This window comes from Petrotoga sp. 9PW.55.5.1, from assembly GCF_003265365.1.
GTDB lineage: Bacteria > Thermotogota > Thermotogae > Petrotogales > Petrotogaceae > Petrotoga.
Window position 1 is genome coordinate 1 of sequence record NZ_AUPM01000001.1, and the last position, 25,765, is coordinate 25,765.

At 31.5% G+C, this 25,765-nt stretch carries 27 protein-coding genes and 1 riboswitch; of the genes, 15 read left to right on the top strand and 12 right to left on the bottom strand.

Annotated features, from left to right (window positions below; all coding sequences use genetic code 11):
- Positions 1-69 precede the first annotated feature (69 nt).
- The 3 genes from PW5551_RS00005 to PW5551_RS00015 form a co-directional block, all read right to left on the bottom strand.
- Positions 70-1,473 carry an MATE family efflux transporter gene (locus tag PW5551_RS00005; protein WP_199562115.1) on the bottom strand — a complete coding sequence of 468 codons (1,404 nt, stop codon included), beginning with the start codon at positions 1,471-1,473 and terminating at the stop codon, positions 70-72.
- Positions 1,474-1,953 (bottom strand): MarR family winged helix-turn-helix transcriptional regulator, encoded by a 480-nt coding sequence (locus PW5551_RS00010; protein WP_113073352.1) that lies wholly within the window; start codon positions 1,951-1,953, stop codon positions 1,474-1,476. It lies immediately after the preceding gene.
- 108 nt (positions 1,954-2,061) lie between these two features.
- On the bottom strand, positions 2,062-3,435 hold the full coding sequence (locus PW5551_RS00015; RefSeq protein ID WP_199562117.1) for an MATE family efflux transporter: 1,374 nt from the start codon (positions 3,433-3,435) through the stop codon (positions 2,062-2,064).
- Between the two features lie 166 nt (positions 3,436-3,601).
- On the opposite strand from PW5551_RS00015, the gene PW5551_RS00020 reads away from it, so the two are divergent.
- The 10 genes from PW5551_RS00020 (at position 3,602) to PW5551_RS00065 (ending at position 12,907) form a co-directional block, all read left to right on the top strand.
- Positions 3,602-4,039: a MarR family winged helix-turn-helix transcriptional regulator gene (locus PW5551_RS00020; RefSeq protein ID WP_113073353.1), complete on the top strand. Its 438-nt coding sequence runs from the start codon at positions 3,602-3,604 to the stop codon at positions 4,037-4,039.
- A gap of 6 nt (positions 4,040-4,045) precedes the next feature.
- Positions 4,046-5,722 carry a PEGA domain-containing protein gene (locus PW5551_RS00025; RefSeq protein WP_113073354.1) on the top strand — a complete coding sequence of 559 codons (1,677 nt, stop codon included), beginning with the start codon at positions 4,046-4,048 and terminating at the stop codon, positions 5,720-5,722.
- A 2-nt stretch (positions 5,723-5,724) separates the two neighbouring features.
- Positions 5,725-7,791: a hypothetical protein gene (locus PW5551_RS00030; protein ID WP_113073355.1), complete on the top strand. Its 2,067-nt coding sequence runs from the start codon at positions 5,725-5,727 to the stop codon at positions 7,789-7,791.
- A gap of 21 nt (positions 7,792-7,812) precedes the next feature.
- Positions 7,813-8,610: a patatin-like phospholipase family protein gene (locus PW5551_RS00035; protein ID WP_113073356.1), complete on the top strand. Its 798-nt coding sequence runs from the start codon at positions 7,813-7,815 to the stop codon at positions 8,608-8,610.
- Complete coding sequence (locus tag PW5551_RS00040; RefSeq protein ID WP_113073357.1) at positions 8,607-9,380, top strand: patatin-like phospholipase family protein; 774 nt, start codon at positions 8,607-8,609, stop codon at positions 9,378-9,380. The genes PW5551_RS00035 and PW5551_RS00040 overlap by 4 nt, the downstream gene beginning before the upstream one ends.
- Complete coding sequence (locus PW5551_RS00045; protein ID WP_113073358.1) at positions 9,377-10,000, top strand: LptA/OstA family protein; 624 nt, start codon at positions 9,377-9,379, stop codon at positions 9,998-10,000. Before PW5551_RS00040 ends, PW5551_RS00045 begins: the two co-directional genes overlap by 4 nt.
- A 41-nt stretch (positions 10,001-10,041) precedes the next feature.
- Complete coding sequence (locus PW5551_RS00050) at positions 10,042-10,557, top strand: hypothetical protein (protein WP_113073359.1); 516 nt, start codon at positions 10,042-10,044, stop codon at positions 10,555-10,557.
- 1 nt (position 10,558) lies between these two features.
- The gene (locus tag PW5551_RS00055; RefSeq protein WP_113073360.1) at positions 10,559-11,002 is read left to right on the top strand and encodes a hypothetical protein; all 444 of its coding nucleotides are present in this window, start codon (positions 10,559-10,561) and stop codon (positions 11,000-11,002) included.
- Positions 11,003-11,034: 32 nt separating this feature from the next.
- Positions 11,035-12,303, top strand: a complete 1,269-nt coding sequence (locus PW5551_RS00060) for a HEAT repeat domain-containing protein (RefSeq protein WP_113073361.1) — start codon at positions 11,035-11,037, stop codon at positions 12,301-12,303.
- Between the two features lie 337 nt (positions 12,304-12,640).
- Positions 12,641-12,907: a ComF family protein gene (locus PW5551_RS00065; RefSeq protein ID WP_146738307.1), complete on the top strand. Its 267-nt coding sequence runs from the start codon at positions 12,641-12,643 to the stop codon at positions 12,905-12,907.
- A gap of 6 nt (positions 12,908-12,913) precedes the next feature.
- On the opposite strand, the gene PW5551_RS00070 is transcribed toward PW5551_RS00065, so the two are convergent.
- Together PW5551_RS00070 and PW5551_RS00075 are read right to left on the bottom strand one after the other, a co-directional pair.
- Complete coding sequence (locus tag PW5551_RS00070) at positions 12,914-13,849, bottom strand: carbohydrate kinase family protein (protein ID WP_113073363.1); 936 nt, start codon at positions 13,847-13,849, stop codon at positions 12,914-12,916.
- The gene (locus tag PW5551_RS00075; RefSeq protein ID WP_158526084.1) at positions 13,846-14,394 is read right to left on the bottom strand and encodes a dihydrofolate reductase family protein; all 549 of its coding nucleotides are present in this window, start codon (positions 14,392-14,394) and stop codon (positions 13,846-13,848) included. The genes PW5551_RS00070 and PW5551_RS00075 overlap by 4 nt, the downstream gene beginning before the upstream one ends.
- A 325-nt stretch (positions 14,395-14,719) precedes the next feature.
- Between PW5551_RS00075 and PW5551_RS00080 the strand changes: the two genes are divergently transcribed.
- From PW5551_RS00080 to PW5551_RS10755, 5 genes are all read left to right on the top strand, one after another.
- Positions 14,720-15,958, top strand: a complete 1,239-nt coding sequence (locus tag PW5551_RS00080; RefSeq protein ID WP_113073365.1) for an ABC transporter substrate-binding protein — start codon at positions 14,720-14,722, stop codon at positions 15,956-15,958.
- Positions 15,959-16,069: 111 nt separating this feature from the next.
- Positions 16,070-16,972: a carbohydrate ABC transporter permease gene (locus PW5551_RS00085; RefSeq protein ID WP_113073366.1), complete on the top strand. Its 903-nt coding sequence runs from the start codon at positions 16,070-16,072 to the stop codon at positions 16,970-16,972.
- A 13-nt stretch (positions 16,973-16,985) separates the two neighbouring features.
- Complete coding sequence (locus PW5551_RS00090) at positions 16,986-17,837, top strand: carbohydrate ABC transporter permease (protein ID WP_113073367.1); 852 nt, start codon at positions 16,986-16,988, stop codon at positions 17,835-17,837.
- 11 nt (positions 17,838-17,848) lie between these two features.
- A complete protein-coding gene (glmM, locus tag PW5551_RS00095) occupies positions 17,849-19,168 on the top strand; it encodes a phosphoglucosamine mutase (RefSeq protein WP_233488367.1) in 1,320 nt (439 codons plus the stop codon).
- 118 nt (positions 19,169-19,286) lie between these two features.
- Positions 19,287-19,508, top strand: a complete 222-nt coding sequence (locus PW5551_RS10755) for an IS3 family transposase (protein WP_370445882.1) — start codon at positions 19,287-19,289, stop codon at positions 19,506-19,508.
- Between the two features lie 82 nt (positions 19,509-19,590).
- Here PW5551_RS10755 and PW5551_RS00100 read toward each other — a convergent pair whose 3' ends face one another.
- From PW5551_RS00100 to PW5551_RS00135, 7 genes are all read right to left on the bottom strand, one after another.
- Positions 19,591-20,952 (bottom strand): Do family serine endopeptidase, encoded by a 1,362-nt coding sequence (locus PW5551_RS00100; protein ID WP_113073368.1) that lies wholly within the window; start codon positions 20,950-20,952, stop codon positions 19,591-19,593.
- Between the two features lie 85 nt (positions 20,953-21,037).
- Positions 21,038-21,634 (bottom strand): orotate phosphoribosyltransferase, encoded by a 597-nt coding sequence (pyrE, locus tag PW5551_RS00105; RefSeq protein ID WP_199562119.1) that lies wholly within the window; start codon positions 21,632-21,634, stop codon positions 21,038-21,040.
- A gap of 39 nt (positions 21,635-21,673) precedes the next feature.
- The gene (locus PW5551_RS00110; protein ID WP_113073369.1) at positions 21,674-22,411 is read right to left on the bottom strand and encodes an alpha/beta hydrolase; all 738 of its coding nucleotides are present in this window, start codon (positions 22,409-22,411) and stop codon (positions 21,674-21,676) included.
- Positions 22,412-22,431: 20 nt separating this feature from the next.
- The gene (rho, locus tag PW5551_RS00115) at positions 22,432-23,685 is read right to left on the bottom strand and encodes a transcription termination factor Rho (RefSeq protein ID WP_233488368.1); all 1,254 of its coding nucleotides are present in this window, start codon (positions 23,683-23,685) and stop codon (positions 22,432-22,434) included.
- A gap of 296 nt (positions 23,686-23,981) precedes the next feature.
- Positions 23,982-24,917 carry a DUF1385 domain-containing protein gene (locus PW5551_RS00125; protein WP_113073372.1) on the bottom strand — a complete coding sequence of 312 codons (936 nt, stop codon included), beginning with the start codon at positions 24,915-24,917 and terminating at the stop codon, positions 23,982-23,984.
- Positions 24,901-25,155, bottom strand: a complete 255-nt coding sequence (locus PW5551_RS00130) for a hypothetical protein (protein WP_113073373.1) — start codon at positions 25,153-25,155, stop codon at positions 24,901-24,903. Before PW5551_RS00130 ends, PW5551_RS00125 begins: the two co-directional genes overlap by 17 nt.
- A 5-nt stretch (positions 25,156-25,160) precedes the next feature.
- A complete protein-coding gene (locus tag PW5551_RS00135) occupies positions 25,161-25,463 on the bottom strand; it encodes a stage V sporulation protein S (protein ID WP_113073374.1) in 303 nt (100 codons plus the stop codon).
- Between the two features lie 105 nt (positions 25,464-25,568).
- Positions 25,569-25,745: riboswitch (cobalamin riboswitch) on the top strand.
- The last annotated feature ends 20 nt before the right edge of the window (positions 25,746-25,765 follow it).

A 25,765-nucleotide genomic window follows, 5' to 3' on the forward strand; every position in this document is an offset into this window, starting at 1 on the left:
GGGGAATTAAAGCCAAATTCCCCTTCTGTGAAGGGGTGGATGCAGCGTTTCGAAGAATTTCTATTACATTTATCCTTCATTTTCTTGTGGTTCATACTCGTTAGGAAAATTCTTATTATATTTTTGTTCTTTTTCTAAGGAATTTAAAATTTTTATTTCTCTAATAACAAAAAATAGGGTTAACGTTGCAGACAAAACATCCGAAAGAGGAAATGTGTACCAAATACCCATAAGTCCAAATAAATTAGACATAATAAATACCGCTGGTATAAATATTAATATCTGTCTAGACATTGACAATAACAAAGCTGGAGCGGCTCTTCCTATTGCCTGAAACAGAGCGGAACCTATTACTTGAAAACCTACTATCCAAATAAACATAGCATCTATCCTTAAAGCTACTATACCTTCTTCAATTAAAGCAGGGTCCGTTGAAAATATAGATAGTAAAAACCTTGGAAACAGTTGAACAAGAGCAAATGAAATAGTTGACCAAATCAGAGCTACAGTTGTAGCTTTTTTTAGTACTTCCTTAACCCTATCATATCTTTTAGCTCCGTAATTATAACCTGCAATAGGAAGAAATCCTTGGGCTATTCCAAACATTGGCAGAAAGAAAAACATGAATAATCTATTAATAACTCCAAAGATTGCAATATGCAACGAACTTCCGTAGGTTCCTAATAAATTATTCAAAACTATCGCTAACAAACTCCCAGCAACTTGTCTAGCAAAGGCTGAGGCACCAACCGCTACAGTTTCCCCCATTATATGCCGATCCAAAACAAAATTCTTAAAACGAATTTTTAATATACTTTTTCCACTAAAAAAGTAATATCCAATATATATAACTCCAACCATCTGAGAAAGCACTGTCGCTACAGCTGCTCCTCTTACCCCCATATTAAGTCCAAAAATAAAGATAGGATCAAGAATTATATTTAGAATTCCCGGAATTATCATAGCAATCATTGCATCTTTTGCATGACCTTGTGCTCTCATAACGTTATGACTGGCCATTCCTATTGCAAAAAATATTGAACCATATAGGATAACACTCATATATTCTTCGGCATAACTCAAAATATCGGGAGTTGCCCCAAATAAATTCAACAACGGATCCAGGAAAATAATTCCTACAATTGTTAAGCCTAAACTTAGAAAAAACACAGAAGAAAATATATTACCTAAGGCCTTTTCTGCTCTATCCTGGTTTTTTGCTCCTAAACTTCTTGATACTAATGTTCCTCCTCCTATTCCTATCATACCTGCAGCCGCCATGATTATCATTTGGATAGGAAATGCTACAGAAACTCCCGCTATTCCTAAAGTTCCGACACCTCTTGCTATATAAATTGTATCTACAAAATTATATAAAGCTTGAACGAGCATGGCAGTTATTGCAGGAATAGAAAGTTTCATTAATAATTTCCCTATTTTTTCTTCTTCAAGCATTTTGGAATTTTCTTCCACCTACTTAGCCTCCTCGTGAGTCGAATTTCTGTATCGAACAACATTATTTATCATTTTATCCAATAAATTATCAAATTGATTTTTTTCTTGAACTGATAGATGCTCAGTTATTATCTTTTCCAACTCTTGGTTTACTATCTCAACTTCTTTCCTGATTTCATAAGCTTTATCAGTCAAAAAAATTCTGTTCACTCGATGGTCTGTTTCGTCTACCTTTTTTGTAATATATCCGCTTTTTATCAATTTTTTAAGAGCTCTTGTTGTGGTTGCTTTATCAAATCTCAATTTCTCATTTAACTCTTCTTGACTAATCCCATCTCCATGATCAAATAGATACATAAGAAAATGAAACTGACCCCTTCCAATATTGTATTTTCTAAGTTTTTGTTTCATAATTGAATTCGACAATCTAAATAGACACGAAATTTTTCTTATAATCGAAGTTTCATGATTTGAATTTTCAAAAAAAATCTTTTTCACCTCCCGTTTTCCTTCCTTAATACATAAGGATTATAGTAAAAAAATATTGCATATGCAACTAATTTTTGTAAATATTTAGTTGCATATGCAACTAATCAATTTATTAACTTATCTGCTTTTTCCCCAAACCTCTTTTCTTTTCCACTTTCCTTTAAGGTAAAACATAGTTAGTATTATGGTTTCTCCAATATCTCCAAACATGTAAGAAAGCCAAATCCATATAATAGGTAAATTGAATATACTTATTGTTAAAATCAGAATGGGAAGCTGTATAACCCATCTTGATAAGACGCTTGAAAACAAGAATGGAATATTGTAACCAGAACCAGAAAAAGCACTTGTTAAACCTAGTCCATAACCCAACGCTACTAAACCAAGAGAACCGAATTTTAAGAAATCAATACCATATCTTATAACCAAAGGATCATCAGTAAAAAGTGACATTACCGCTTCTCCAAAACCAAAAGCAAGGACAATAAAAATTAACATAACACAGGCTCCTATGATTCCTGTCATGTTAGCAGCTTTCTGTGATCTTTTTATATCTCCAGCTCCAATTGATTGTCCTACTACAGAAGAAGCTCCCATAGTTAAGCCGAATAAAGGTACAAAAGCAAACCCAAAAATCCTCCCTGCTATTCCGTTTGCTGCTATTGCTTCGTTACCAAAGATTGCAACAAAACCTAAAATAACTATATTGGAAAGGTTTCTAAAAAATATCTGTATTCCATTGGGTAAGCCAATTGTTAATAATTTAGCATCTAGTTTGGGATGAAGTTTAAAAAGTCCTTTAAAACGTGGTTTAACTTCATGTGTTCTGTTAAACAAGATTATGAAACCCACAAAAAAAGCAAACGACTGAGATATAACTGTTGCCAAAGCAGCTCCCAAAACTCCAAAACCGAATCCTTGTATATTAAAAAAAGGTACTTCTTCAAAAATAAATAACGGATCAAGAAAAATATTCATAATACTAACTATAATCATTATAATCATTGGAGTTTTTGCATCTCCGAGACATCTAAATATGGTATTAACAGAATAAGATGAAAACATTATAGGCAGAAAAAAAAGCCTTAAGTACCCGTATTCTAACCCGTAATTTACAACAGTTTCATCAGCAAAAAAAAGCATAAGGGGTTCTAAAAATATAGCCATAAAAAAAGCGGCTATTAATGCCATTATGAATTTGAAACTTATAGTCTGCTCTATTGCTTTTGATGTTTGTACATAATCTTTTTTTCCAAATGCTTGAGAAATCAGAGAGATCGAGCTTACTCCAATAATTTCATTCAAGGCATCTACCATCCAAAAAATAGTGGAAAAAACCGTAACTCCAGCAATCGCATCACTAGAAATCATCCCTATCCAAAAAATATCCACTAAATCATAAACCATCTGTGCTGCCATACCTATCATAGTTGGAATGGACATTACTAAGATATGATTAATTACTCTTCCCTTTGTTAGATCTCTCTCCATTTTTTCCTCCGACTAAAAAAAGATCAAATTCTTTTATAATGCATATAAATGATATCATTTGTCAAAAAGAAAAACAAGTATAAAATTTTTTCATTTTTGTTGTAGACAATTATGATATACTATTACTAAAAAGGAAATAATTTTGTTTAAGAAAGTGGGGAGAATTATGGAAGAAAATCCATCGGTTGAAATGGAAAAATTGATTAGAGAAATTTGCTCTAAAGTCAAAAGTGAAGGACGAAAAGTTTTAAAAGAAGTCAATATATCTCCTGCTCAATTTGATGTTTTACAAACCGTTTACTTCAAGGGGCCTAAAATGCTTAGTGAAATTAGCAAAAGATTAGGAATTACTAAAAGCACTACAACTGGATTAATTAGAAGACTCGAATTGGCAGGTTATTTAGTTAGAGAAAAATCAAAAAAAGATAAAAGAGTATTTGTTGTAGCGATAACCCCTCAAGGAGTGACTATAATAGAAAAAGTTATAAAAAATCGTATCGCTTTAATGGAACAAGTTTATAAAAAAATGGGAAATAAAGAGAAAAGTATAGAAATATTAAACGAAATAAATAAAATTCTACATCAAAATCAAGGTGGGATTTAATAGATTATGAAATTTTCTATTGGGAAATTATTCGCCATTTTCTTTGTAATGCTACTTTTTTCTAGTGTGTTTTTTTCATCTTCAATAAGTATTGAGGCTCAATACGGCAGTGATGTATACCTCAATTCCCGTTTTTTAGGAACTGTCTTAGAATCCCCGCAACTTTTTGAGGTTGAAAATCTAACCTCAGGCAATTTGGTAATTAAAAAAAATGGGTACAGCGTTTATTCAGTTCCAATAGACCTTCTTGGAAATGAAATATACGTAGAAGCTATACAGATCCCCTTAGCTAAGATCAGATTGAATATGAATGTCGAAAGTGCAACTATAGAATATGAATTCATGAATAATTTGATAACTGAAAAAATTCAAAATAACCAGGAGATAGAAATTCCATATAACGTAGAAAAGATACAAATTAAAAGCGATGGTTATTTTGAAAAAAGTATGACATTTGAATTAAACCCTTTTGATAAAAAGAATTTAGACATTCAATTAGTGAGCCTAGATGAAATAATAATTGATTCGAATCCAACACATGCTCAAATTTTTTTGGGGGGAGAGTTTATTGGTGAAACTCCCCTTATAATAAAAAGAGAGGACTACTCAAAAATTACCTTAAAAAAGGAAGGTTATTTACAAAACACTATTAAAACTCTTCCTGAAAAAGATAAAACCACCGTTTTTTTAAATCCAGGCGTTGATTTTTTTGTAGATAGTAGTCCAAAAGATGTTGGAATTTTCATTGATGGAAAATACATAGGCAATACTCCCTTAGAAGGTATTTTCCCTGAAGGAACTTATGAAGTAACTCTTTCGAAATTAGGCTATCAGCCAAAAAATTTAATAATTGATTTAACAAGTGAAGGCTTAAACAAATACTTTTTTGAAATGAAACAATCAACTAATATAATATACTTTTTAAACTCAAATGAATATGAATTTAATATAGATGGGAGAAATTTAGGGAAAGGAATAAATGCTATAATTTTAGACGACTATACCCATTTGATAAGAACCTCTAAGAAAGACAATATTTTAGAATTCTCAATAAATAAAAATAACTACCAAGGCGAGCAATATTTAGACCTAGAAAAGTTTAGTACGATAAATGTTTTTTCACTCGACTATTCTCATGCCAGCTTTTTAGGGAATACTCAAAAAATTCCTACTTTTTTCACAGTAAGTATGCTAAATAGTCCCAACTTTGCTACAGTTAGAAACTTAAATAGAACTTATAATATTTTATTAGAACCTTCTCAAAGTAAAGATGTTTTTATGGGTGAAGGATTTGGTGTATTATTTATTACTTCAAATGTAGAAAAACCATTAATATATATTGACGGGAAATTTGTAAGCCCCGAAGAATTTTATGGTTATCCTTTAAAAAATGGAGTTTATAATATAGAGGCTAGAAAATTTAATGAAGTAAAGCAACAAAAAATTACTGTAAGAAACGGTGAAAAGACTTATATTCATTTTGAATTTGATAATAAAATACCTGTAATTGTTAACACGAAAGAAGAAAATGTTTTTATTAATTCTAAAAAATTTCAGAATACTAATCAGAGCATATATTTACCTTCTGGACCAAACGTTTTTTCTAACGGAGAGACATCTATAGTCCTGTTTATTTATGAACCAAAATATATTGATTTAGATAAATTGTTTGGGGGGTTATAAAATTGAAAAAAATAGCGTTTTTAATGACTTTAATTTTGGTTTTGTCAATAAATACTTTTTCTCAAACTAATATCGTTGATTTGCAGCCTTCTTCGCCTATTTATTCCCAAGTTGTTAGAATGGTCGAATCTGGAATAATGTTTTTGGATAACCAAGGTAGATTTCGTGGCTCTCAGCAAGTTTTGAGATACGATTTGGCAGAGTTTGGTTCAAACATTCTAGATTTTGTTGAAGGCAATTATGGAAGTAAAATTGAAGAACTAAGCAAAAAAATCACAGCTTTGGAAAATATGAACATACAAACAAGGTTATACAACCTAGAAAGCACTATATTTGCCCACGAAGATAGATTATCTTATATGGATTCCACTCTAATTAATTTAAATAAAAATGTTTCTGATATTTTGAATGTGCTTGATCCCTCTCAACCTATAAATGAAGATAATGTTCTAATTCAAAACATAGTTCAAGAATCGGTTGAAGTAGCAAGAAAGACCTCAGAAAAAGAGATTCAAAGAATAGCGGACACTTCAATGGCCTCTTTAACGATTTACGAAACAAAGTTAAAAGAATTCGTATCTGAAGTAGATCAGCTGAATGAAAAATATGAAAATACAATAGAAAGTTTGAATTATGTTTTAGTGGATGTAACCCAATCAAATCAAGAAGAACTAAGAAATTTTGTCGACAAAAAGATAGAAGTTGAGCTCGATGCCTTAAAAACTGCTTTGCATAATATCGCAAAAAATGAAGTAGCCCTTTTTGGGGATACTATAAGTTCTACTTTTACTACCCTAGATAAAAGAATATCCGATCTTGAAGGTCAAGTAAACCCCTATATGAACAATTACAGTAAGCTTGAAAATAAAGTTGAAGAAAATGAAGCCAAGATAAACTATTTGATTAGAAATTTTTCCACAGATCCAACGGTCAGCACTATAACTGATTATCAAATGTTAGATATAAAAACAGAAATAGAAGGATTAAAGTTGAGAACCAATAATCTTTCAACAGATTTAAAGATTATAACAGATCAGATTAATTCTAACCGTTCCGCTATAGAAACATTTGATGCTAAGCATTTTTATTACAATTCAAAAATAAACGAAATGCAGAATAATTATAACTATCTTTCCGAACAAATTATTATGCAAAATAAGAAAATTGACAACTTGCTTTTTGAGGTTTCAAAAATATCTCCAACTCAAACACCTAAAGCAGATACTCAAGAATTAACAGAGATTAGAAATTTGCAAGAACGCGTTTCTAGTTTGGAAAGAACTATTGGAATTTATTACGATCAAATAGGCCAACTTAATATTTATGCCTTTTCTTATGAAGAAATGAAAAACGATTTAGATGAAATTAAAAGAATAATAGAAAAAAATGAAGGGGATATACAAACTTTAAAAAATAATAACGAAACTCTGCAAGCTCAGCTAAAATCTTTGTCAAATCTTGCTAATTTAGATCAAGAAAGTATTTTACAACTTGGAGACATCACAAAATTATCAGAAAATGTGAATATTTTGAATGATTCATATGATACCTTGAAAAAAAATAATCTCCAGATTCAAAATGACCTAGTGCAAGTGGAAAACCGGTTAATTAAAGTGGAAACAACGTTGAATAACTTTGAAGTAACATCTTCCGAAATTAAGGAATTAAAAGATTCATACAATTCGCTACTTCAACAATACTATGAAATTAAATCGGAAGCTGATTATTTAGTCGATCCTATATCTATGAAAAATGATATTGAAACTGAACTTTCACGAAAACTGGCCACCGATATTGTGGCACTAGAAAAAGAGATTGCTAATATAAATAAGAAAATATCTTCTATAGAATCAAGAGCATCAAATCTAGAAAAGTCATTCGTTGTATACGATGAAACCCTTGTTAAGGTTTCTCAAAAGACTGATGAAAACATAAAAAGATTAGATAAATTGGAAAGTTCTGTTCAAACGATTGAACAACCTTCTCAAAGCTTCATTCCTTCCATAATCACAGGATTAATAGGGGTCGCTGTAGGGGCTGGGGTTGTTTACTTGTTATTATCAAATTAAGTAAAATTATAGGAGGAATAAATGAAATACGGTGTAGCTTTAGGCAGCGGTGGGGCAAGAGGTGCAGCACACATTGCCTTGTTAGAACAGCTAAAAGAACGTGAAATAGAAGTTTCTATTGTTACTGGTTCTAGTGCGGGAGCTATAATTGGTGCATTTTATGCTCTATACCCTGAAGTGGATCTATTAAAAGTTTTCAAAGAAATTATTGTTGATGAAAAAAGAACAATCGAATCGCATTTCAAAACATTAAACAATAAGATAACTAACTTCCCTAAGATGATTGCTGGAAAGAGTTTTTTAAAGAACGAATTCGTATATCGTTTGTATAAAAACCTTTATGGAAATAAAAAATTCTCTGATTGTGAAATAAAACTTGGTATTGTTTCTTATGATTTGGAAAGTGGTAAGGAAGTTGAAATAACCGAAGGTTATATAATAGATGCGGTTATGGCCTCCACTAGCGTTCCTGGAGTTTTTCCTCCCCTCAGACTTGGAGGTATGCAACTTCTGGATGGGGGAGTATTAGAACCAGTCCCTGCACAATTAGCAAAAAAATTAGGAGCTGAATATGTTATTTTTAGTGATTTAAATAGTGAAACTATTGAAAACTTTCAAATCAACGATGGTTTAGAATATTTAATATATATTGATGACTATAAAAATAAAATAATGGTAGATCATGAAGCCCAATTCGCAGAAGAGATTTATTCATTCCCAATAAAATACTCGTGGGAAGATTTTTCTCACTTTCTTGCCATTTATGAAGACGCCAAAATTTATTTAGAAAATAACTTTAAAGAAGGTAAAAAACATTGACAATAGTTATGGGTGGATTTTTTGAAGGATTATACTGGGAATCAGGTGTGTTAGATTTTTTTTCAAAAAAAGAGAATGATATAAATTTATACACTTCAAGTATAGGTAGTTTAAGAGGTTTATTTTATTCTAAGTATGGTTCGAATTTTTTCCTCCGTCTCAAAAGTTTTCTCGCTGAGAAGGATAATCCTCTAAATGAAATAATTAAATCGTCGGAATTATATCACAGTAGATATGCTCAAACCACTGCTTTGATAAGACTGGGAAGAGGGAAATTGTCTCTTTACGATTCCAATACTTTAAAAAAGTTTCTAATGGATTATTTCGAAGATGAAACTATCGGATCGCTGGGGGATAATATTCACTTTGAAGTTTTAGAATTAAAAAGTAGAGAAATTATTACCTTAAACAAAAATATTAAAATTGTGGATATGTTAATGATGGAGTTAGCATTTCCTCCTTACTATGGTTATTATGAGTTTGAAGGAGGATATTTTATACCTAGTTCATTTTTATCGTTTATTCCACAAAAATTTCCAAAGGATTCTATGGTGATCGCTTTTGATTCTTCCTTGAGATATCCTTACCCCAAAAATACTGTAGAAATATTACTAAAAACTTCTTATTCAAGGACTTTAAAAAATTATCGTATTATAACTGAAAATATAAGAACTATAGAGCCAAAAAAAACACCTAACAGCTATTTTAATATGTCTGCCTTTTTTGATGGACAAAATGATGCCAAAGAATTTATGGAGGTTGAATTATGAAGAGAAATTTTCTTTTAATTGTTTTTTTACTTTTTTTGAGTCTGTTTACATTCTCCGCAAAAATAAATGTAAGGGCTCAAGAAGTTAAAGGAGAAGAAAGTCGCTATATTTTAAAAAGCGACGTTTTAATTCAAAAGGGAACCCTTTCTATCACTACAGAAATGGCTACTATAACTTTGGTGAACGATGACTGGAGAAATGTTGATACTACCAGTGCATATATCATGGATGAAACTTTTCAGGCTACTTCTTTGATTCTTCAATTTGACCTTCAAACTGAAAAAGGAACATTAAAAGGCGATGTTGTTGCAAGTATTTTACTAGAAGATTCAATTATTGATATAATATGTGATGAGCTCTTAATAGACAATAATAAAAAGATGTACGAAGGAAAATCAGAAGATTTGGTATTCATTAAAAAAGATGACTATGTAATACATTCTAAATCTTTTGTGTATCTGGAAGAGGAAAACTTACTGACTCTGTCGCAAGAAGTACATATCGTTAATAACGTGAAAAAAATTGATATGAATTCTACAAAGGCTCTTTTTAACACTAAAACCAATGATATTGAAGCTCAAAATGTAAATCTCATTTTGGAAGTATCAGAAGAGGAATAATTTTATGTTTCTCAATTTACTATTATAGGAGGAAAGATAACATGAGAAGAATAATCTTCATTTTAGTTTTATTGCTATTGTTTGTTTCGCTTTATTCTCAAACATCTTATAATATGGGATTTTCAATATTGAATTATTCTGATGATTTTAAATTCGCCTTAAGATCAGGTTTAAAAGCAAATGCTTTTAATCTTGATTTTGATCTTGGCCCCAACTTTGGGCAAACTTTTTCTCTTATAACTATAACAGATATTTCAGCTAAAATTTGGGAATTCGATGAATTCATCTTTTTTGATATGGGACTGTTGTGGACATACGGTAGAGGTTTTCCGGGTACGCTCGCGTATGGTGGTTTAAATTTAAACTTTCAAAATATTTTAACAAAACTATATGTTGGTTATCCATTCAATGCGACAGATGAATTTTTAAACTATTTTGCATTGAAACTCGAATATACTGTCCCAAAACCAGCAGACTTTATTGACGACTTGAAGTTTCAAATAAGAGCAGTAAATGGAAGGTTTGATTTTTCTGTATTTTTAGTAGAACCTATCTAAAATGAAAACAAATAACGGTTTCTTATTAGTAGAGATAGTCTTTGAAATTTTTATTTTATCATTAACAATATTAATTGTTTTAGGTACCTTCGCAGGGACTTTTCACGTTGTTAAGAGTTCTCTTATAGACATGGTTGAGTTAAATATAGTATCTAATTCATTGATGGCGGTAATATACACTGCAAAAAACGAAATGAAAAATGTAACCTCTTTCGATTCTTCTTCTGTTCTTGGAGATTTAAAAGATGGAAGCTCTACCAGCATCGTTGGATTTTCTTATAATCCATTTACTAAAAGGTTAAATCGATATAGGAAAAGCATATCGGAATCAGGAAGTACCCTCATCGGAGAAAATGTAACAGAATTCTCTTATGATGGAGAATTCTTAAATTTAACAATTTTGGATAAATACACTTTGAAATTATATATCAAATCTCAATTTTAAAATTGAAAAAAATATAGCAATGGAGGATATTAATGGCTAATGAAATAATAGAGACCTACAAACTTTTGGAAGAAAGAATTAAATCTGAAAATATTCGAATATATTTTGAAATGCTTGATTCACCTTATCCAACATTTAAATCAAAGGCGATTCAAGAGTTAACAAAGCAAAAGATAGATACTCCTATAATAAAAGAACATTTGAAAGACCCTGATAAGAATGTACGATTTTCTGCCTTTAGATATTTAGACAAAATGGGGATTTTAGATGAAGAAACAACAAAAGAAGCACTAAAAGATCTATCTTCTGCTATTAGGAAAGAAGCGGTTATAAGTTATATTCAAGCTGGAATACAACCAATAGAATATATTTTAGACCATGCTAAAGACCCTGATCCCATAGTTAGATATACTCTTCTTTCAACGTTTCTGGAGTTTTATCCTGAGGATTCTCAAAAGTTGATCGACTTATTAAAGAATGATCCCTACATAAAGATTAAACAATTGATAGCCGCTCTAGAAGACATTTCTCAAACTCTGATTTCCGACGAAATAGAAAAAAGTGTTAAATTGATATCCTTGAAAAGATTTTATGAGAGAGAAGATTCCATAACTTTTTTCAATACCCTTAAAGCAATATATTTTGAGTGCAATAACGAAACCAAAGGTTTGATTATTAAGTTTTTTAGTGGGCTACCATGTGAAATCATTAAGACATTCATGGATAAAATTATTCAAGAAGAAAAAGATTTAAACATACTCCAACTTGCAGCAAATACCTTAAAAAAAGTGTGTAGTATAGATTCGATACCTTCTTGGCTGATAGAAGATTTGATAAAAAGCGAAGATGCAAAAACTATAAAATTCGGTTTAAAGTTAGCTGCTGAAAAAGACGACATGAGTTATGTGGATTTTTGTAGAGAATTGCTTTCTGAAGTTGATGATGACCTAGTTATAGGAGCAAGTGAATATCTTTTATATTTTCAAGACTATAAACTTAAAGATTATGTTCCTGAATTTCTAAACTCCTTATCATCCAAAAGAATTAGAGAAGGATTAAAAATTATTAGAAAATTAAAATTAGAAAATTTTATTGAAGAAAGTTCCGATATTGCTTCAAATAAAATATATCCAACTTCTGTTAGAAAAGCAGCGGTTAATTTATTAAAATTCTTCAAGGCTAAAGATTATTGGGAAATTCCTCAAATGATTTTAAAAGACCCCAATGAAAATGGAAATTTAAAATTAGCTGCTTTAAATGCTCTATTGCGACTAAATGCGGAGATGGTGGTAAATCTTTAGCAAAATTATTAATACTCTTTTTGAATCTCACTGTATCGTATGTAAAAAAACAATAAATATTGGAGAAATTATATGCAATGATTGCATTGAAAATATTTATTCCCCTTCTTCATCTGAAGGGGTTTTTAAGGTTTATCATTATGGAAAATACCAATACCCACTATCTAATATTATAATAAATTTTAAATACAATTCTCATCCACAAATTGCAAGAATATTCGGTAAACAGCTTGCTTCTTTATTCATTAAATTAAAATTCCCAGAAATCGAATACGCTGTTTCATATGTACCTTCAAATTATATAAGTAGATATCAAAAAGGGTTTGTTCCTGCAGAGTTGATAGCTTCTCACTTCAGTAAACTTTTAGGATTTCAACTAGTGAATATTTTTTCTTCAAAAACTATAAAAAGGCAATCTCAATTAAATGGTAGAAGAAGAAGTGAAAACGTAAAAAACAAAATAAAATTACTTAAAAAACCACCAAGAAATCTTATAATAATAGATGATGTATACACCACAGGTTCTACAATGAATGAAATTGGAAACTTAATATTCGACCATTGTGATATTATTGTTGGATTAACCGTGGCAAAAACTTTTTAAAAAAGATCATAACTTTTTTATTTCATACTTTTTTAAAATCTTTTTATAATCTTCTATATCAGCAATCGCCCCTACATACTTTAATTTTTCAGCAGAGAAAGCATTTCCTAATTTTGAAGACTCTATTATATTAAGCCCTGTTAATATTCCAATATAAAAACCTGACCAAAAAGCATCTCCAGCACCTGTGGTATCTTTTACTTCCTTTGCGTATGAGTTAAAATTAACTTTTTGACTTCCATCAGAAACAATAAATCCCTTTTCACCTAAAGTAAGAATTACGTTCTTTACTCCTGAATTATGGAAAATATCTATATATTCTTCTTCTCTTTTATCTTTCTGAAAAATATTTATGCAGTCATCCAAAGATGGCTTTAGAAAATCTATATATGGCAAAATCAATCTTAAAACATCATCTATATCAATGGAGGTTTTCCATAAAATCTTTCGATAATTTGGATCAAAACCAATGTAAGCACCCTTTTTCTTTGCCTCTTTAATCATTTGAAGAGAATTTTTCAAATTTTTATCAGAGGAAATCGCCCATGAGGAAAGATGAAATATTTTTAAACCGTTTAAAATATTGTTAAAATCTTTAGGAATTTCTAAGTTTAGTGAAGCGGATCTAAAGGGATAAAATTCAGGTGAAGTTTGAGATTTCAATACATATACAATGTCAGTTTGATACATATCATCCTGTATTATATAATGATTATTTATTCCATATGAACTTAACTTCTCCAAGATAAAATCTCCAAATGGATCATTACCTACCCGTGAAACAACAGTAGAATTAAACCCTTGTTTAGCTATGTTGACTGCTATATTACTAGGGGATCCCCCTAAATACTTATCGAATGTAGAAGCATTTTTTAAACCTCTCACATAATCTCTTGAAATAAAATCTATTAAAACCTCTCCAAAAGAAATAAATTCACTCATTTAGACCCCTCTTTTTTTATTTCGTTGTTTTTCTTAACGTAATGTAAAAGCATAGTATTTTCGTTTAATTTTTTGAAATCTTTTAAACTAAATTCGTATTTTATGTTAACGTATTTAAATACCGATAAATCCCCTTCAATAATCACCGGTTCTATTGTAAGAAAGATCTCATCTATAAGATCTTTTTCGAGAAAAAGTGAGTTTATAGTTGGACCTCCTATGAGAGCCACTTCATTGAACCCATTTTCTTCAAGATTTCTGAGCAATATTTCAGGCGGTTTATCTGTAAAGTAAATTTCTTTTCTATATTTTTGCTCATATTCATTAAATTTTTCAGGTGTTCCTGTCAAAACTATGTTTATTCGATCTTTCAAAGGTTTACCTATTTCTTGAAAAGTTTTTCTTCCCATAATTACTATTCCAATATCTTGAGTTATCTTTTGAAAATTTTCCATATCTTCCTTGGAAGACCAGCTTCTCTGTTCATTTCCCGACATTCTTATCTTACCGTTAATACTTTGAACCATAATTAAAAATACTTTCATATGTATTCTCTCCTCTTGGAAAAAATAGTTAGGATAATTAACTTTTATTTGCATTTTCTACAATAATGATAACAAGAGTTATCAAAATATAGAAAGAATTAGATTTAAGCTTCTAATCGAATTTAATCACTATTAATTAATAATAATTGCCTATAATCTCCAATAATAATCTTTTGAAATTTTAATTACAAATTATATAATAGTTTGGAAAAGAGTGAAAAATTTTTTATGTTTATGTTTTTATTTTACCATACATTTCTTTCTATTAGATTCTTCCAAAAACCATTTTTAATTATTTATATTTTATCAGGAGGTGGCAGGTACTATGAAAAAATTTGTAGTTTTGTTTGCACTATTTACGATGGTTATGAGTTTATTTTCCATTACAATTACCATGACCGCAGGCGCAGTAGGAAAAGAGTTAGAAGTTCTTAATGAGCAAGTTGCTATGTTCATGGAGGAATATCCAGAAATAGAGGTAAGGGTATTACCAATGCCAAACAGTGCAACTGACAGGCACGACTTATACGTCACTTATTTAGCTTCTGGAACACCTGATCCAGATGTTTTGATGCTTGATGTTATTTGGCCAGCAGAATTTGCTCCATTCTTGGTTGATTTAACTAACGATTACGATTACTTCGAATTAGACAAGTTCTTCCCAGGTACAGTTGCTTCAAACACCGTAGAAGGACAATTAGTAGCTGTTCCTTGGTTTACTGATGCTGGTATATTGTATTATAGAAAAGACCTATTAGAAAAATACGGTTATGAAGTTCCTGAAACATGGGATGACTTATACACAGCAGCAAAAGATATTTCTGAAATGGAAGGTATTAATGGTTTTGTATGGCAAGGAGCAAGGTATGAAGGATTAACTTGTAATGTTATGGAGTTCTTTCATAGTTTTGGTGGAGAAATCATGAAAGATGGAAAAGTTGTTGTTGATGATCCAAAATATTATGAAAATAATATAGCAGCGATAACTTTCATGGACAAGTTAATTGAAGATGGAGTAAGTCCACGTGGAGTAACAACATATATGGAAGAAGAAGGAAGAAGAGTTTTCCAAAATGGTGACGCTGTATTTATGAGAAATTGGCCATATGCCTGGTCTTTGGCAAATTCCCCCGAATCACCTGTTGCAGGTAAGGTTGGAATAACCGTTTTACCAAAAGGTCCTGGACCTGATGGAAGGAATTCGGCAACATTAGGTGGATGGAATCTTGGTATAAATGCAAACTCTTCACCAGCTGAAATAGAAGCATCTAAAAAGTTAATTAAATTCTTAACAAGTCACGAACAACAAGTTTATAAAGCAGTTAATGCTGGTCAAACGCCAACTATGATAGAAGCTTACAACGATCCTAGAACTATAGAAGCCAATGATTTCTATGCAGATCTTCTTGATGTATTTTTGAACGCTGAACCTAGACCTATATCACCTATTTACAATGAAATTTCTTATCAAATACAAACGGCAGTTCATCAAGTGTTAACTCAACAAAAAGATCCAAAACAAGCCATAGATGAGTTGGCTAGAAATCTTAAATCTTTAGAGTAATTAGATTTAATAGCTTCAAGATGAAATTTTATCAACACGGGCGGTAAACGGAATATTTCCGTATACCGCTCTTCTAAATAATTATTTAAAGCCATTTAGGGGGTGTATTGAGTGAAAGCTAAAAGTGATTATAAAAAAGCGGATATTTGGCTTGCCTTTTGGTTAATTATTCCTACCTTAATTGCAATAGGTATCACTGCTTTTTATCCACTCGGACAAACTATTTATGATAGTTTTTTTAAATGGTCTTTAAGACCGGGTTTCCAGAGAGAATTCGTAGGATTTCAAAATTATATAAATCTGTTTCAAGATGCTAGATTTTTAAATTCTTTGTGGAATACGATATATTTTACTTTCTTTTCTGTACTTATAGAATTTTTATTAGGTTTGGTTACTGCTTTAATATTAAATGCAGAATTTAGACTAAGAGGTTTGGTTAGAGCAGCTGTTCTAATACCTTGGGCGATTCCGACTGCTGTTTCTTCACAAATGTGGAAATGGATGTACAACGACCAATACGGTGTTATTAGTCTAATGTTATATAATTTAGGAATAATTGAACAAGGAACCCCTATATTGGGAACACCGGGACTAGCTATGGCAGGTATAATCGCTGTAGATGTTTGGAAAACAACTCCTTTTGTGGCTCTTTTGCTTTTAGCAGGACTTCAAATTATACCTAACGAATTGTACGAAGCTGCCAGAATTGATGGGGCAAGTATGTGGAAACAATTTACTTCAATAACATTACCTGTTTTAAGACCTACTATTGGAGTAACCTTGATCTTTAGAACATTGGATGCATTAAGAGTTTTCGATGTTGTATACATTATGACCCAAGGTTCTGTAGGTACAGAAACTTTGGCTGTCTATAACAGATCTCTTTTGATGGATAATATATTTTCTCCTAGAGGATTGTTTGGTTATGGATCTGCATTGTCTGTTGTTATATTCCTAATTATTGGAATTTTCACTGTCATATACATGAGATCTTTGAATATAAAATTGGATTGAGGAGGGGAAGAATATGAGATGGGGAATGCGTACTAAACAAAATACTAAAAAAACTTTTTTGTATATTATTGTAATAATAATGGTTATTTTTTATATATTTCCTTTTTATTGGGCTATAAAAAGCTCTTTTACTGCAGATCAATACCTTTTTACTAAAAATATAACTCTTTGGCCACAAGGGTTCACTTTTGAAAATTATATAAAAGTTTTTACAGAAAGGCCATTTGGACTGAACATATTAAACTCGATTATTGTAGCAGGAGCAACTACCATCTTTTCTTTAATAGTAGGATCGTTTGCAGCCTACGCTATCGCTAGATTAAAAGTCCCCGGGAAAGGAGCTTTAATGTTGTTAATTCTTGCGGTTAGTATGTTCCCACAAGTTTCTATTTTAGGTGGACTTTTTCAATTGTTAAGAAATATGGGTTTGATAAATACTTATTCTGGTTTGATTATCCCGTACATTGCGCTGAATTTACCTTTAACAACTTGGATATTACAGAATTTCTTTAGAGAATTACCAAAAGAAATTGAAGAATCTGCATACATCGATGGTTGTTCTAAGTTTGAAACTTTGTGGAGAATAGTTCTTCCTCTTTCAGCACCGGGTTTAGTAACAACTGGGCTGCTGGCATTTATTCAAGCTTGGAATGAATTTCTATTTGCATTAACTTTTATGCAAACACCAGAAAAATACACCGTTCCTGTTGCTATAGCTATGTTTACTGGAAAAACTTTCTATGAAGTTCCTTGGGGACAAATTATGGCTGCTTCCGTAATAGTTACAACTCCTTTAGTTATTTTAGTTTTAGTATTTCAAAAACGTATTGTTCAAGGTCTCACAGCTGGAAGCGTTAAAGGATGATGTCAATGAAAATGTTATTTGGTACTGATGGTATAAGAGACGTTGTAAATGAAACTCTCACAGTAGACTTAGCAATGAAACTTGGAAATGCTTTAGCTAACCTTTTTGGTAATAAGTACAAAAAGTTATATATTGCAAGGGATACAAGAAATTCGGGGAAAATGTTAGAAATGGCTTTGGCATCTGGGGCATTAGCTGGTGGTTTAAACGTAGAATCTTGTGGAGTTTTAACAACTCCAGCATTAGCCTATATAACAAAAAAAGAAAAGTCTATCGGGGTTGTTATATCCGCTTCACATAATCCCTTTATGTACAATGGATTAAAAGTTTTTTGTGAAGGATTCAAAATTTCTGATGAAACCGAAGAAAAATTGGAAGAAATTATGCAAAAAAATCTTTTAAAATATTGCAATTATGTAGACATAGGTGAATATATAGAAGATTCTTCAAAAGAAGATTATATTGATTACATCGTTTCTTTGTATCAAGATAAAATAAAGAATAAAGAATTAAAAATAGCTGTAGACGTTGCAAATGGCGCTGCTGGATCGGTAATTGATAATATATTTCAAAAATTAGGCTTGAACTACTCTGTATACAAAAATTCCCCAAACGGTTTTAATATAAACGATAAATGTGGATCCACTTCTCTTGATTATCTATCAAAAGTTATATTAAAAGAAGGATATGATCTTGGAATATTGTTCGATGGAGATGCGGATAGATGTCTCTTTATAAATAAAAAAGGAGAAGTTGTTAATGGAGATATGTTAATAGCTTTAAGCGCTTTAAAATTGAAAGCTCAAAAAAGACTAAAAAATAATACAGTGGTTGTAACAGTGATGAGTAACCTGGGTTTAGAAGAATTTCTAAAGAAAAATGAAATAAAGATTTTACGCACACAAGTAGGAGATAAATATGTTTTAGAAAAGATGTTGGAAAAAGACTCTGTTCTGGGCGGAGAACAATCCGGACATATAATATTCTTAGATAGATCAACAACGGGAGATGGAATAATAACAGCTTTAGAAAGTATAGAAACATTAGAATTTTTATCAAAACCTTTAGAAGTTTTAATAAATGAAATACCTAAGTACCCTCAACAGCTTGAAAACATAACGGTTAAAGATAAGATAAAAATAATCGAAGATGATAGAGTAAAAAAACTAACAATGAAATACCAAACTTTTGAAAATTTTCGAATAGTTGTTAGGCCCTCTGGAACTGAACATAAGATAAGAATCATGACTGAAGGTTCTGACGAGAAGATAATAGAAAGTTGTACTAAAGAATTTAGAAATTTGATACAAAGCATTGATAACGAATCATAGAAAAATAAAAAGCGGGGTTCGAAAAAAAAATGATATGTTACCTCCAAAGTAGACACGTAATTAATAAAAATTACAAAACTACTTTGGAGGTTTAATTCCCCTTTTTGAAGGGGTGGCTGTGACGGTTACTGTCACAGACGGGGTAGTTGCTTTTGAATTGGATTTTCAATTTGCTAAAAGCAAATTAAAGAGTGACTACCCCGTCTGCAGCATAAAACGCTGCATCCACCCCTTCGAGGAAGGGGAATTAACCCGATTTTATAACGAAGATAGATTCCAGAAAAAAATTGGATGCCTGACTCCTGTTGAGTTCAGAAACCAAGCATCCAGTTGCATATAGTTTTTTATTAATTTTTGTGTCTACTTGACATGGGGCAGTTCAAAATATACCCCGTTTTTTTAATATAAAATGATCCATATCTTCATCTGTAAAAAAATTGAACTACATACCTTACATTACTTCTATAAACAATTAAAGCAACATAGCTGTTTTTCTCTACAGAAGAAGCAACCCTTATCCAATCTTCTACATTATTTATATCATGATATACACCATTAACTGCAATTTCAGATATAACATCTCCTGCTCTAACTCCAAGAGCGTAGGTATTATCCTTTACTTCCTCAACTAGAACTCCATTAATACTACTTCTAATATTATATTTCTGGCGATCTTCAGAAGTTATATCTCTTACTACAAGACCAAAATATGTTTCTACTACATCAACAACTCTACTACCAAGTGTAACCTCAAAGATTATTTTTTCACCAAATCTATCTACGACTATTTCCACTTTTGCTCCTGAAGGATAAGTTGCAATCAAAGAAGATAAATCATTTGCGCTTTCAATCTCTTTCCCGTCGACTTCAACAATAACATCATTTGCTTTTATACCTGCTTTTTCAGCGGCTCCTCCTGCAACAACGTCACTTATGTATGCACCTTCATCTACTTTCAATCCTAAAGATTTTTTAAGTTCTTCAGTGATATCGTCGATATAAACACCCAAATAAGCTCTATCAAAAGCTCCTGTTTCCATCACTGTATTGGCAAATCTTTTTGCGATATTGATAGGAATGGCAAATCCTATATTAACACTTCCTAGTTGCGGATCTACTGCTATAGCGGTGTTGATTCCTATTACTTCTCCATGTATATTCAGCAAAGGTCCTCCGCTGTTACCAGGATTAATTGTAGCATCTGTTTGAATTAATCCAACATAGTTTCCATTTCCGCCCGGTTTTTGAATACTTCTATTCGTAGCACTAATTACCCCGCTTGTAACTGTATTTTGTAACCCTAAAGGGTTACCTATAGCTATTGCATCTTCTCCAATTTTTATCTTATCAGAATCTCCCAATGACAAGGTAGGGAGACCTTCATCATTCTCTATTTTTATTATAGCAAGGTCTAAATCCGAATCTCCTCCGATGATTTCTGCATCGAATTTTTTCCCACTAGACATTGTTACAGTTATCTTTTTCGCATTTTCTATTACATGGTAATTTGTCAGTATATACCCTCTTTCATCAAAAATAAAGCCCGATCCAACTCCTCTCGTTTGATATTCCGGAATCTGTTGGCCAAAAAAACGTTCAAAAAAATCTCTTATATATGGATCAATTTGAATAGGAGCCGATCTAACGGACTCTATATTTACAACCGCTGGCGCTGCAACCTCAACTACTTTTACTATAGGGCTTTCATACCCCTCATTAACAAGAGCAAATGAGCTAATAGACAATAAAAATATTGCTAAAACCAACACTAAAGATTTCTTCATTTTAACACCTCCAAAAAAATATTTAATCGATACAATTATACCAATCGTTCTTAAAAGAAACTTAAAAGGTCGTATTAACTTATATCTATTTGATTATCTTCCTACTTCCAGGCTTAATTAACTCAATTCCTTGTGCACATAATGGGCATTCTTCCTTTTGATAAGTATTTGTTTCTATAGAGATTAAACTAACTATCTTAAAATTATTTAAAAATTCTTTCTTAGATCTATTCACTATACAACCTATTGATGTAACTATTCCACCCAAATTATTAACTAATGAGAAAACCTCAAGAGTTGATTTCCCAGTTGTTATTACATCTTCAACAATTAAGATTTTATCTCCCTCTTTTATTTTCTGACCACGTCTTAAATTCATTTCACCTTTTTCATCTCTTTCTGTGAACAAAAAAGGCGTCTTCAAAGCTCTAGCAACTTCATAACCTATGAGGATACCTCCCATTGCAGGAGAGACAACACAATCAATATTTTCATTTAAGTTTTTAGCTATTAAATTGCCGAAAAGTTCGGTATATTTTGGAAATCTAAGTACCTTTGCACATTGAATATAAGTATCAGAGTGTAATCCAGAGGATAATAAAAAATGACCTTTTAAAAAGGCTCCTGTATCTTTTAATATTCTAATTATTTCAGAATCATCATCCATAGAAATTTTTGACATATACAATTCCCCTCCGATTAGAATAAGTAAAAAAATATATTACTTTAAAAACGTAATAATTTTTTTAAGAAAGATATCTCTATTATACAAACATTCAAACAACTCATGTTTCCCTTTTGGAAAAGAAATGATATCAATATTTGGATTACTTATATTTTTATAGGCCTTAGCATTTATAACTTTATCTTCCTCACCGTACAATAGTAAAGAAGGAGTGCTTATCTTATTAATCTCTCTTAATGCAATTTCCGCTTCTTCAAACATTTGACGAGTTGTTTCAACGGTTATCCTATCGTGTACAAGGGGATCATTTATATACATATCCCTACTTTTTTCATTTGTTGATAAATCATTAGGGTTGATTCTATTTGAAAAAGATAGCTTTGGAAAAAAGGAGAATAGAGCCAACAACCAATCAGCTTGCCTTATGTCTCCCAAGGCAGGGGAAGAAAGAACTAATTTTCGAGGTTTTTTATCGGTCAGTTCTGTGAATCTTGAGGCTATAAGCCCTCCCAATGAATGCCCAAACAGGAAGTAATCTTCACTAACATACTCCTCTAGAAAAGAATAAATTTCGTAGAAGTTTTCTATATCTCCACGTTTTCCTGAAGAATATCCATGACCTGGAAGATCAAAAGTGTATACACCAAATCCGTTATTATTTAAGAATTTGATAAAATTCTTGTATCTTCCTGAATATTCGCCTAATCCATGTATTAAATATATTTTTTTAAAATCATTAGAATTAGGTAAAAAATATCTGTGATATATATTCATAACAATAATTATATCATATTCTACAAAGCTTTTTGATTCTCAATCGCTTCCATTATCTCCCCGTTAGTTTTATTCTTTCTTAATAAACTAAGAATGAATTCTAGGGCCTCTTTTGGTGACATATCATTTATGAACTTTCTTAATATTATTGTGGCTCTCATCTCATCTTCATCATATAACAATTCTTCTTTTCTAGTACCAGATAATTTAAGGTTAATCGCAGGAAAGATCCTATCGTTAGATATTTCTCTAGAAAGTATTAATTCCATATTACCTGTACCTTTGAACTCTTCAAAAATCACTTCATCCATCTTAGAACCTGTTTCAACCAACGCTGTTGCTAAGATAGTGAGACTTCCACCTTCTCTTATTTTTCTAGCTGCTCCAAAAAACTTCTTAGGAAAAATTATTGCAGCTGGATCAAGGCCCCCACTAAGTAACTTCCCACTAGAAGGAACGTAAAGATTATATTCTCTAGCGAACCTTGTTAAACTATCTACCAAAACAACCACATCGTGACCAAACTCTACCAATCTCTTAAAATGGTCTAAAGCCATTTCAGTAATCTTAATCTGATTTTGGGGATCCATATCAAAAGGTGCTGCAATAACGTTAGCATCTACTGTATCTCTAATATCTGTAACTTCTTCAGGTCTTTCATCTACTAGAAGTATGTATCTTCTAGTTTCTGGATAATTTTCAGCAATTGAGTTAGCGATATCTTTTATTAGGGTGGTCTTTCCGGCCTTTGGAGGGGCCACTATCAATCCTCTCTGCCCGAAGCCGATTGGGGAAAATAAATCTATTATACGAGAGCTGAATGGTGCATTTTTATGTTCAAGAAGCATTCTTTTTTTTGGATACTCTGGAGTTAGGTTTTCAAAGGAAATTCTGTCTCTGGCCTTTTGTGGTGGTAAAGCATTAACAGCTTCTATTCTTAAAAGTGCAAAAAACCTTTCTCCTTCTTTCGGTGGTCTAACCTGACCTGCAATAATATCTCCTGTGAAGAGGTTAAACTTTCTTATCTGTGATTGAGAAACATAAACGTCATCCGTTCCAGATAATAAGGAGTTATCAATGCTTCTTAGAAATCCGAACCCGTCAGGTAGAACTTCTAATATTCCTTCATAGAAAAAATAACCAATGGATTCAGTTTGTTTTCTTAATACTGCAAATTTTAGCTCATTTTTTGTCATCTTTGAGTAATTATTTACCTCTAATTTACGGGCAATTTCGTAAAGTTCTTTTCTGGTCATTTCATTCAACTTTGCCATATCTATTTCAACAGCTTGTATATTATCTTTACTGATTTTTTTTACAGTAGTACCATTTGAATTTTCTTCCATAAAATCCCTCCTAATTTCTGTTTGAAAAGACAAAATTAATTGCTTAATCTTCTGAATTCTATTAAATTACAAAGCCTTCAATTGAATATTATTAATTTTTTTCCTTCATTGAGAATTATTTATAAAGATAAATACGAGGAAGTAAATAAAAATCTTACTCCAAAAATGAATAAAAGTCTAAAAAGAAATATAAATTACATACGCGGAATTATTACTGAAGCTCCTTAAGTAGAAAACACCTCGGTATTAGCAGAATCAAATTCGATTTCATTCCCAGCTTTATCCAAAACAACCTCACCTTCAAAATCTTCTTTCAAAGCGTATTGTAAAGAAATCAAGCCTATCTTCAATTGCTCAGAATCAGGTTCTTTGGTGGTGATTTTTTGAAGCATCATTCCAGGATAAGCTAATACTTTTCCAATCTTTGTGTTTATAATTTTTGCTGTAATTCTTTGAAATTCGTAAGCTAAGCCAGCTACTAAAGGTAAAAGTATTATTCTTGATAGTACTTTCTCTAACATAGAATTAAATCCCAAACCTCCCGTTATAGCAAAAACTACAATTGATGCAAAAACTGTTATGATTAAAAAACTTGTTCCACATCTTGGGTGCAAAGTTGTATACTTCTTCGCATATTTTTCTTCTAGCGGTTCTCCATTTTCATAAGTATAAACGCTTTTATGTTCTGCTCCATGATATTGGAATACCCTTTTTATATCTTTCATAAAAGATATACCCCAAATGTAGGCAACAACTAAAAATGCCCTAATAAAACCTTCAATAAATGCAAACCAAAATTCAGATGTGATATTAAAAGGTTTTGTCGCATAAACAGGCAAAACACCAAAACCTAAAGTTGCAACAACTACAGCTATTAATATAGCAATAACCATATCTTTTGTTGTTAACTCTTCATCTTCTTCGCCAGACATCTTTGCAGAGTATGATAAAGCCTGCATCCCAGTTATCATTGCGTGTAACAGAACAAAAAAACCTCTTATTAGGGGAATCTTTTCCCAAATACCCCATGATTTATCTTTAAGACTTTTTATAGATATATTTCCGTCTTTTCTCTTAACCGCAACAACGGTATTTACACCTTTCATCATAACTCCTTCTATAACTGCTTGTCCACCTACTGTCTTAGGTTTTTCTTTCATCGAGTTTAATCCTCCTTAAAATTTCCTCGGCTACTCCCTCTTCTGTAACTAAATAATAAAATCTTAAAGCTTCTCTATCTATTCCGTTTTCTTTATCAAGTAATATAGAAGCTTTTCTTCTTAGCTCATATCTTTTAGTATTTTCCATTCTGGATATATCTTTTATTATACCAAAAAACTGCGTGTTTGTTAGACACGCTTTCACTATCTCGTCTAAAGATTTTTCATTTTGTTGCATTTTACCTACTGTTGCTCTGAATATTTTTCTGGGTTTATTCCCTCAGAAACTTTTGCTACAACTTTAAACTTAATACCTGTTCTTTTTTCAGATCCAACTTCTACTTCTACGAAACCCGGAATAACATAAATTTCTTTTTCTTTCGCTTCTATAAATCTTTTTGCGATAGCAATAGCCTTTACCGCTTGGTTAACTGCTCCTGCTCCTATAGCTTGTAACTCCACCTCATCAGTTTTAGAAAGAACACCTGCAATAGCTCCTGCAACCTTGTTTGGGGCCGATGAATGACTTACCTTCAACACTTCCATGTCTTAGATCCTCCTTTTTGGATAAGGCTATTATATATGCTATTTTATCACAAATATGAAATAAGTCAAAAGAAATAATTGAAAAAAGATTAACCGCGTGATATAATTATATAAAAGTAAATATTTGTTGCATTATTTCAAGGGAAAACGGTGAAAATCCGTTACGGTCGCGCCACCGTGATCGGGGACGAAACTTACAAAATACCACTGGAAAATCCGGGAAGGTGTAAGGAGTAGAATGATCCGAGAGTCGGGAGACCTGAATAATGCAAGGGTTTCTATCTCTTCGCGCCAAAGAGATA

Excerpts from the sequence above, each read along its gene's own strand:
- PW5551_RS00055 (WP_113073360.1), top strand. The coding sequence starts at position 10,559 with ATGAAAACAAATAACGGTTTCTTATTAGTAGAGATAGTCTTTGAAATT.
- PW5551_RS00020 (WP_113073353.1), top strand. The coding sequence starts at position 3,602 with ATGGAAGAAAATCCATCGGTTGAAATGGAAAAATTGATTAGAGAAATT.
- PW5551_RS00075 (WP_158526084.1), bottom strand. The coding sequence starts at position 14,394 with ATGAAAGTATTTTTAATTATGGTTCAAAGTATTAACGGTAAGATAAGA.
- PW5551_RS00060 (WP_113073361.1), top strand. The coding sequence starts at position 11,035 with ATGGCTAATGAAATAATAGAGACCTACAAACTTTTGGAAGAAAGAATT.
- PW5551_RS00070 (WP_113073363.1), bottom strand. The coding sequence starts at position 13,849 with ATGAGTGAATTTATTTCTTTTGGAGAGGTTTTAATAGATTTTATTTCA.
- PW5551_RS00035 (WP_113073356.1), top strand. The coding sequence starts at position 7,813 with ATGAAATACGGTGTAGCTTTAGGCAGCGGTGGGGCAAGAGGTGCAGCA.
- PW5551_RS00100 (WP_113073368.1), bottom strand. The coding sequence starts at position 20,952 with ATGAAGAAATCTTTAGTGTTGGTTTTAGCAATATTTTTATTGTCTATT.
- rho (WP_233488368.1), bottom strand. The coding sequence starts at position 23,685 with ATGGCAAAGTTGAATGAAATGACCAGAAAAGAACTTTACGAAATTGCC.
- PW5551_RS00025 (WP_113073354.1), top strand. The coding sequence starts at position 4,046 with ATGAAATTTTCTATTGGGAAATTATTCGCCATTTTCTTTGTAATGCTA.
- PW5551_RS00050 (WP_113073359.1), top strand. The coding sequence starts at position 10,042 with ATGAGAAGAATAATCTTCATTTTAGTTTTATTGCTATTGTTTGTTTCG.
- PW5551_RS00110 (WP_113073369.1), bottom strand. The coding sequence starts at position 22,411 with ATGAATATATATCACAGATATTTTTTACCTAATTCTAATGATTTTAAA.
- PW5551_RS00015 (WP_199562117.1), bottom strand. The coding sequence starts at position 3,435 with ATGGAGAGAGATCTAACAAAGGGAAGAGTAATTAATCATATCTTAGTA.
- PW5551_RS00125 (WP_113073372.1), bottom strand. The coding sequence starts at position 24,917 with ATGAAAGAAAAACCTAAGACAGTAGGTGGACAAGCAGTTATAGAAGGA.
- glmM (WP_233488367.1), top strand. The coding sequence starts at position 17,849 with ATGTTATTTGGTACTGATGGTATAAGAGACGTTGTAAATGAAACTCTC.
- PW5551_RS00135 (WP_113073374.1), bottom strand. The coding sequence starts at position 25,463 with ATGGAAGTGTTGAAGGTAAGTCATTCATCGGCCCCAAACAAGGTTGCA.
- pyrE (WP_199562119.1), bottom strand. The coding sequence starts at position 21,634 with ATGTCAAAAATTTCTATGGATGATGATTCTGAAATAATTAGAATATTA.
- PW5551_RS00080 (WP_113073365.1), top strand. The coding sequence starts at position 14,720 with ATGAAAAAATTTGTAGTTTTGTTTGCACTATTTACGATGGTTATGAGT.
- PW5551_RS00090 (WP_113073367.1), top strand. The coding sequence starts at position 16,986 with ATGAGATGGGGAATGCGTACTAAACAAAATACTAAAAAAACTTTTTTG.
- PW5551_RS00045 (WP_113073358.1), top strand. The coding sequence starts at position 9,377 with ATGAAGAGAAATTTTCTTTTAATTGTTTTTTTACTTTTTTTGAGTCTG.
- PW5551_RS00130 (WP_113073373.1), bottom strand. The coding sequence starts at position 25,155 with ATGCAACAAAATGAAAAATCTTTAGACGAGATAGTGAAAGCGTGTCTA.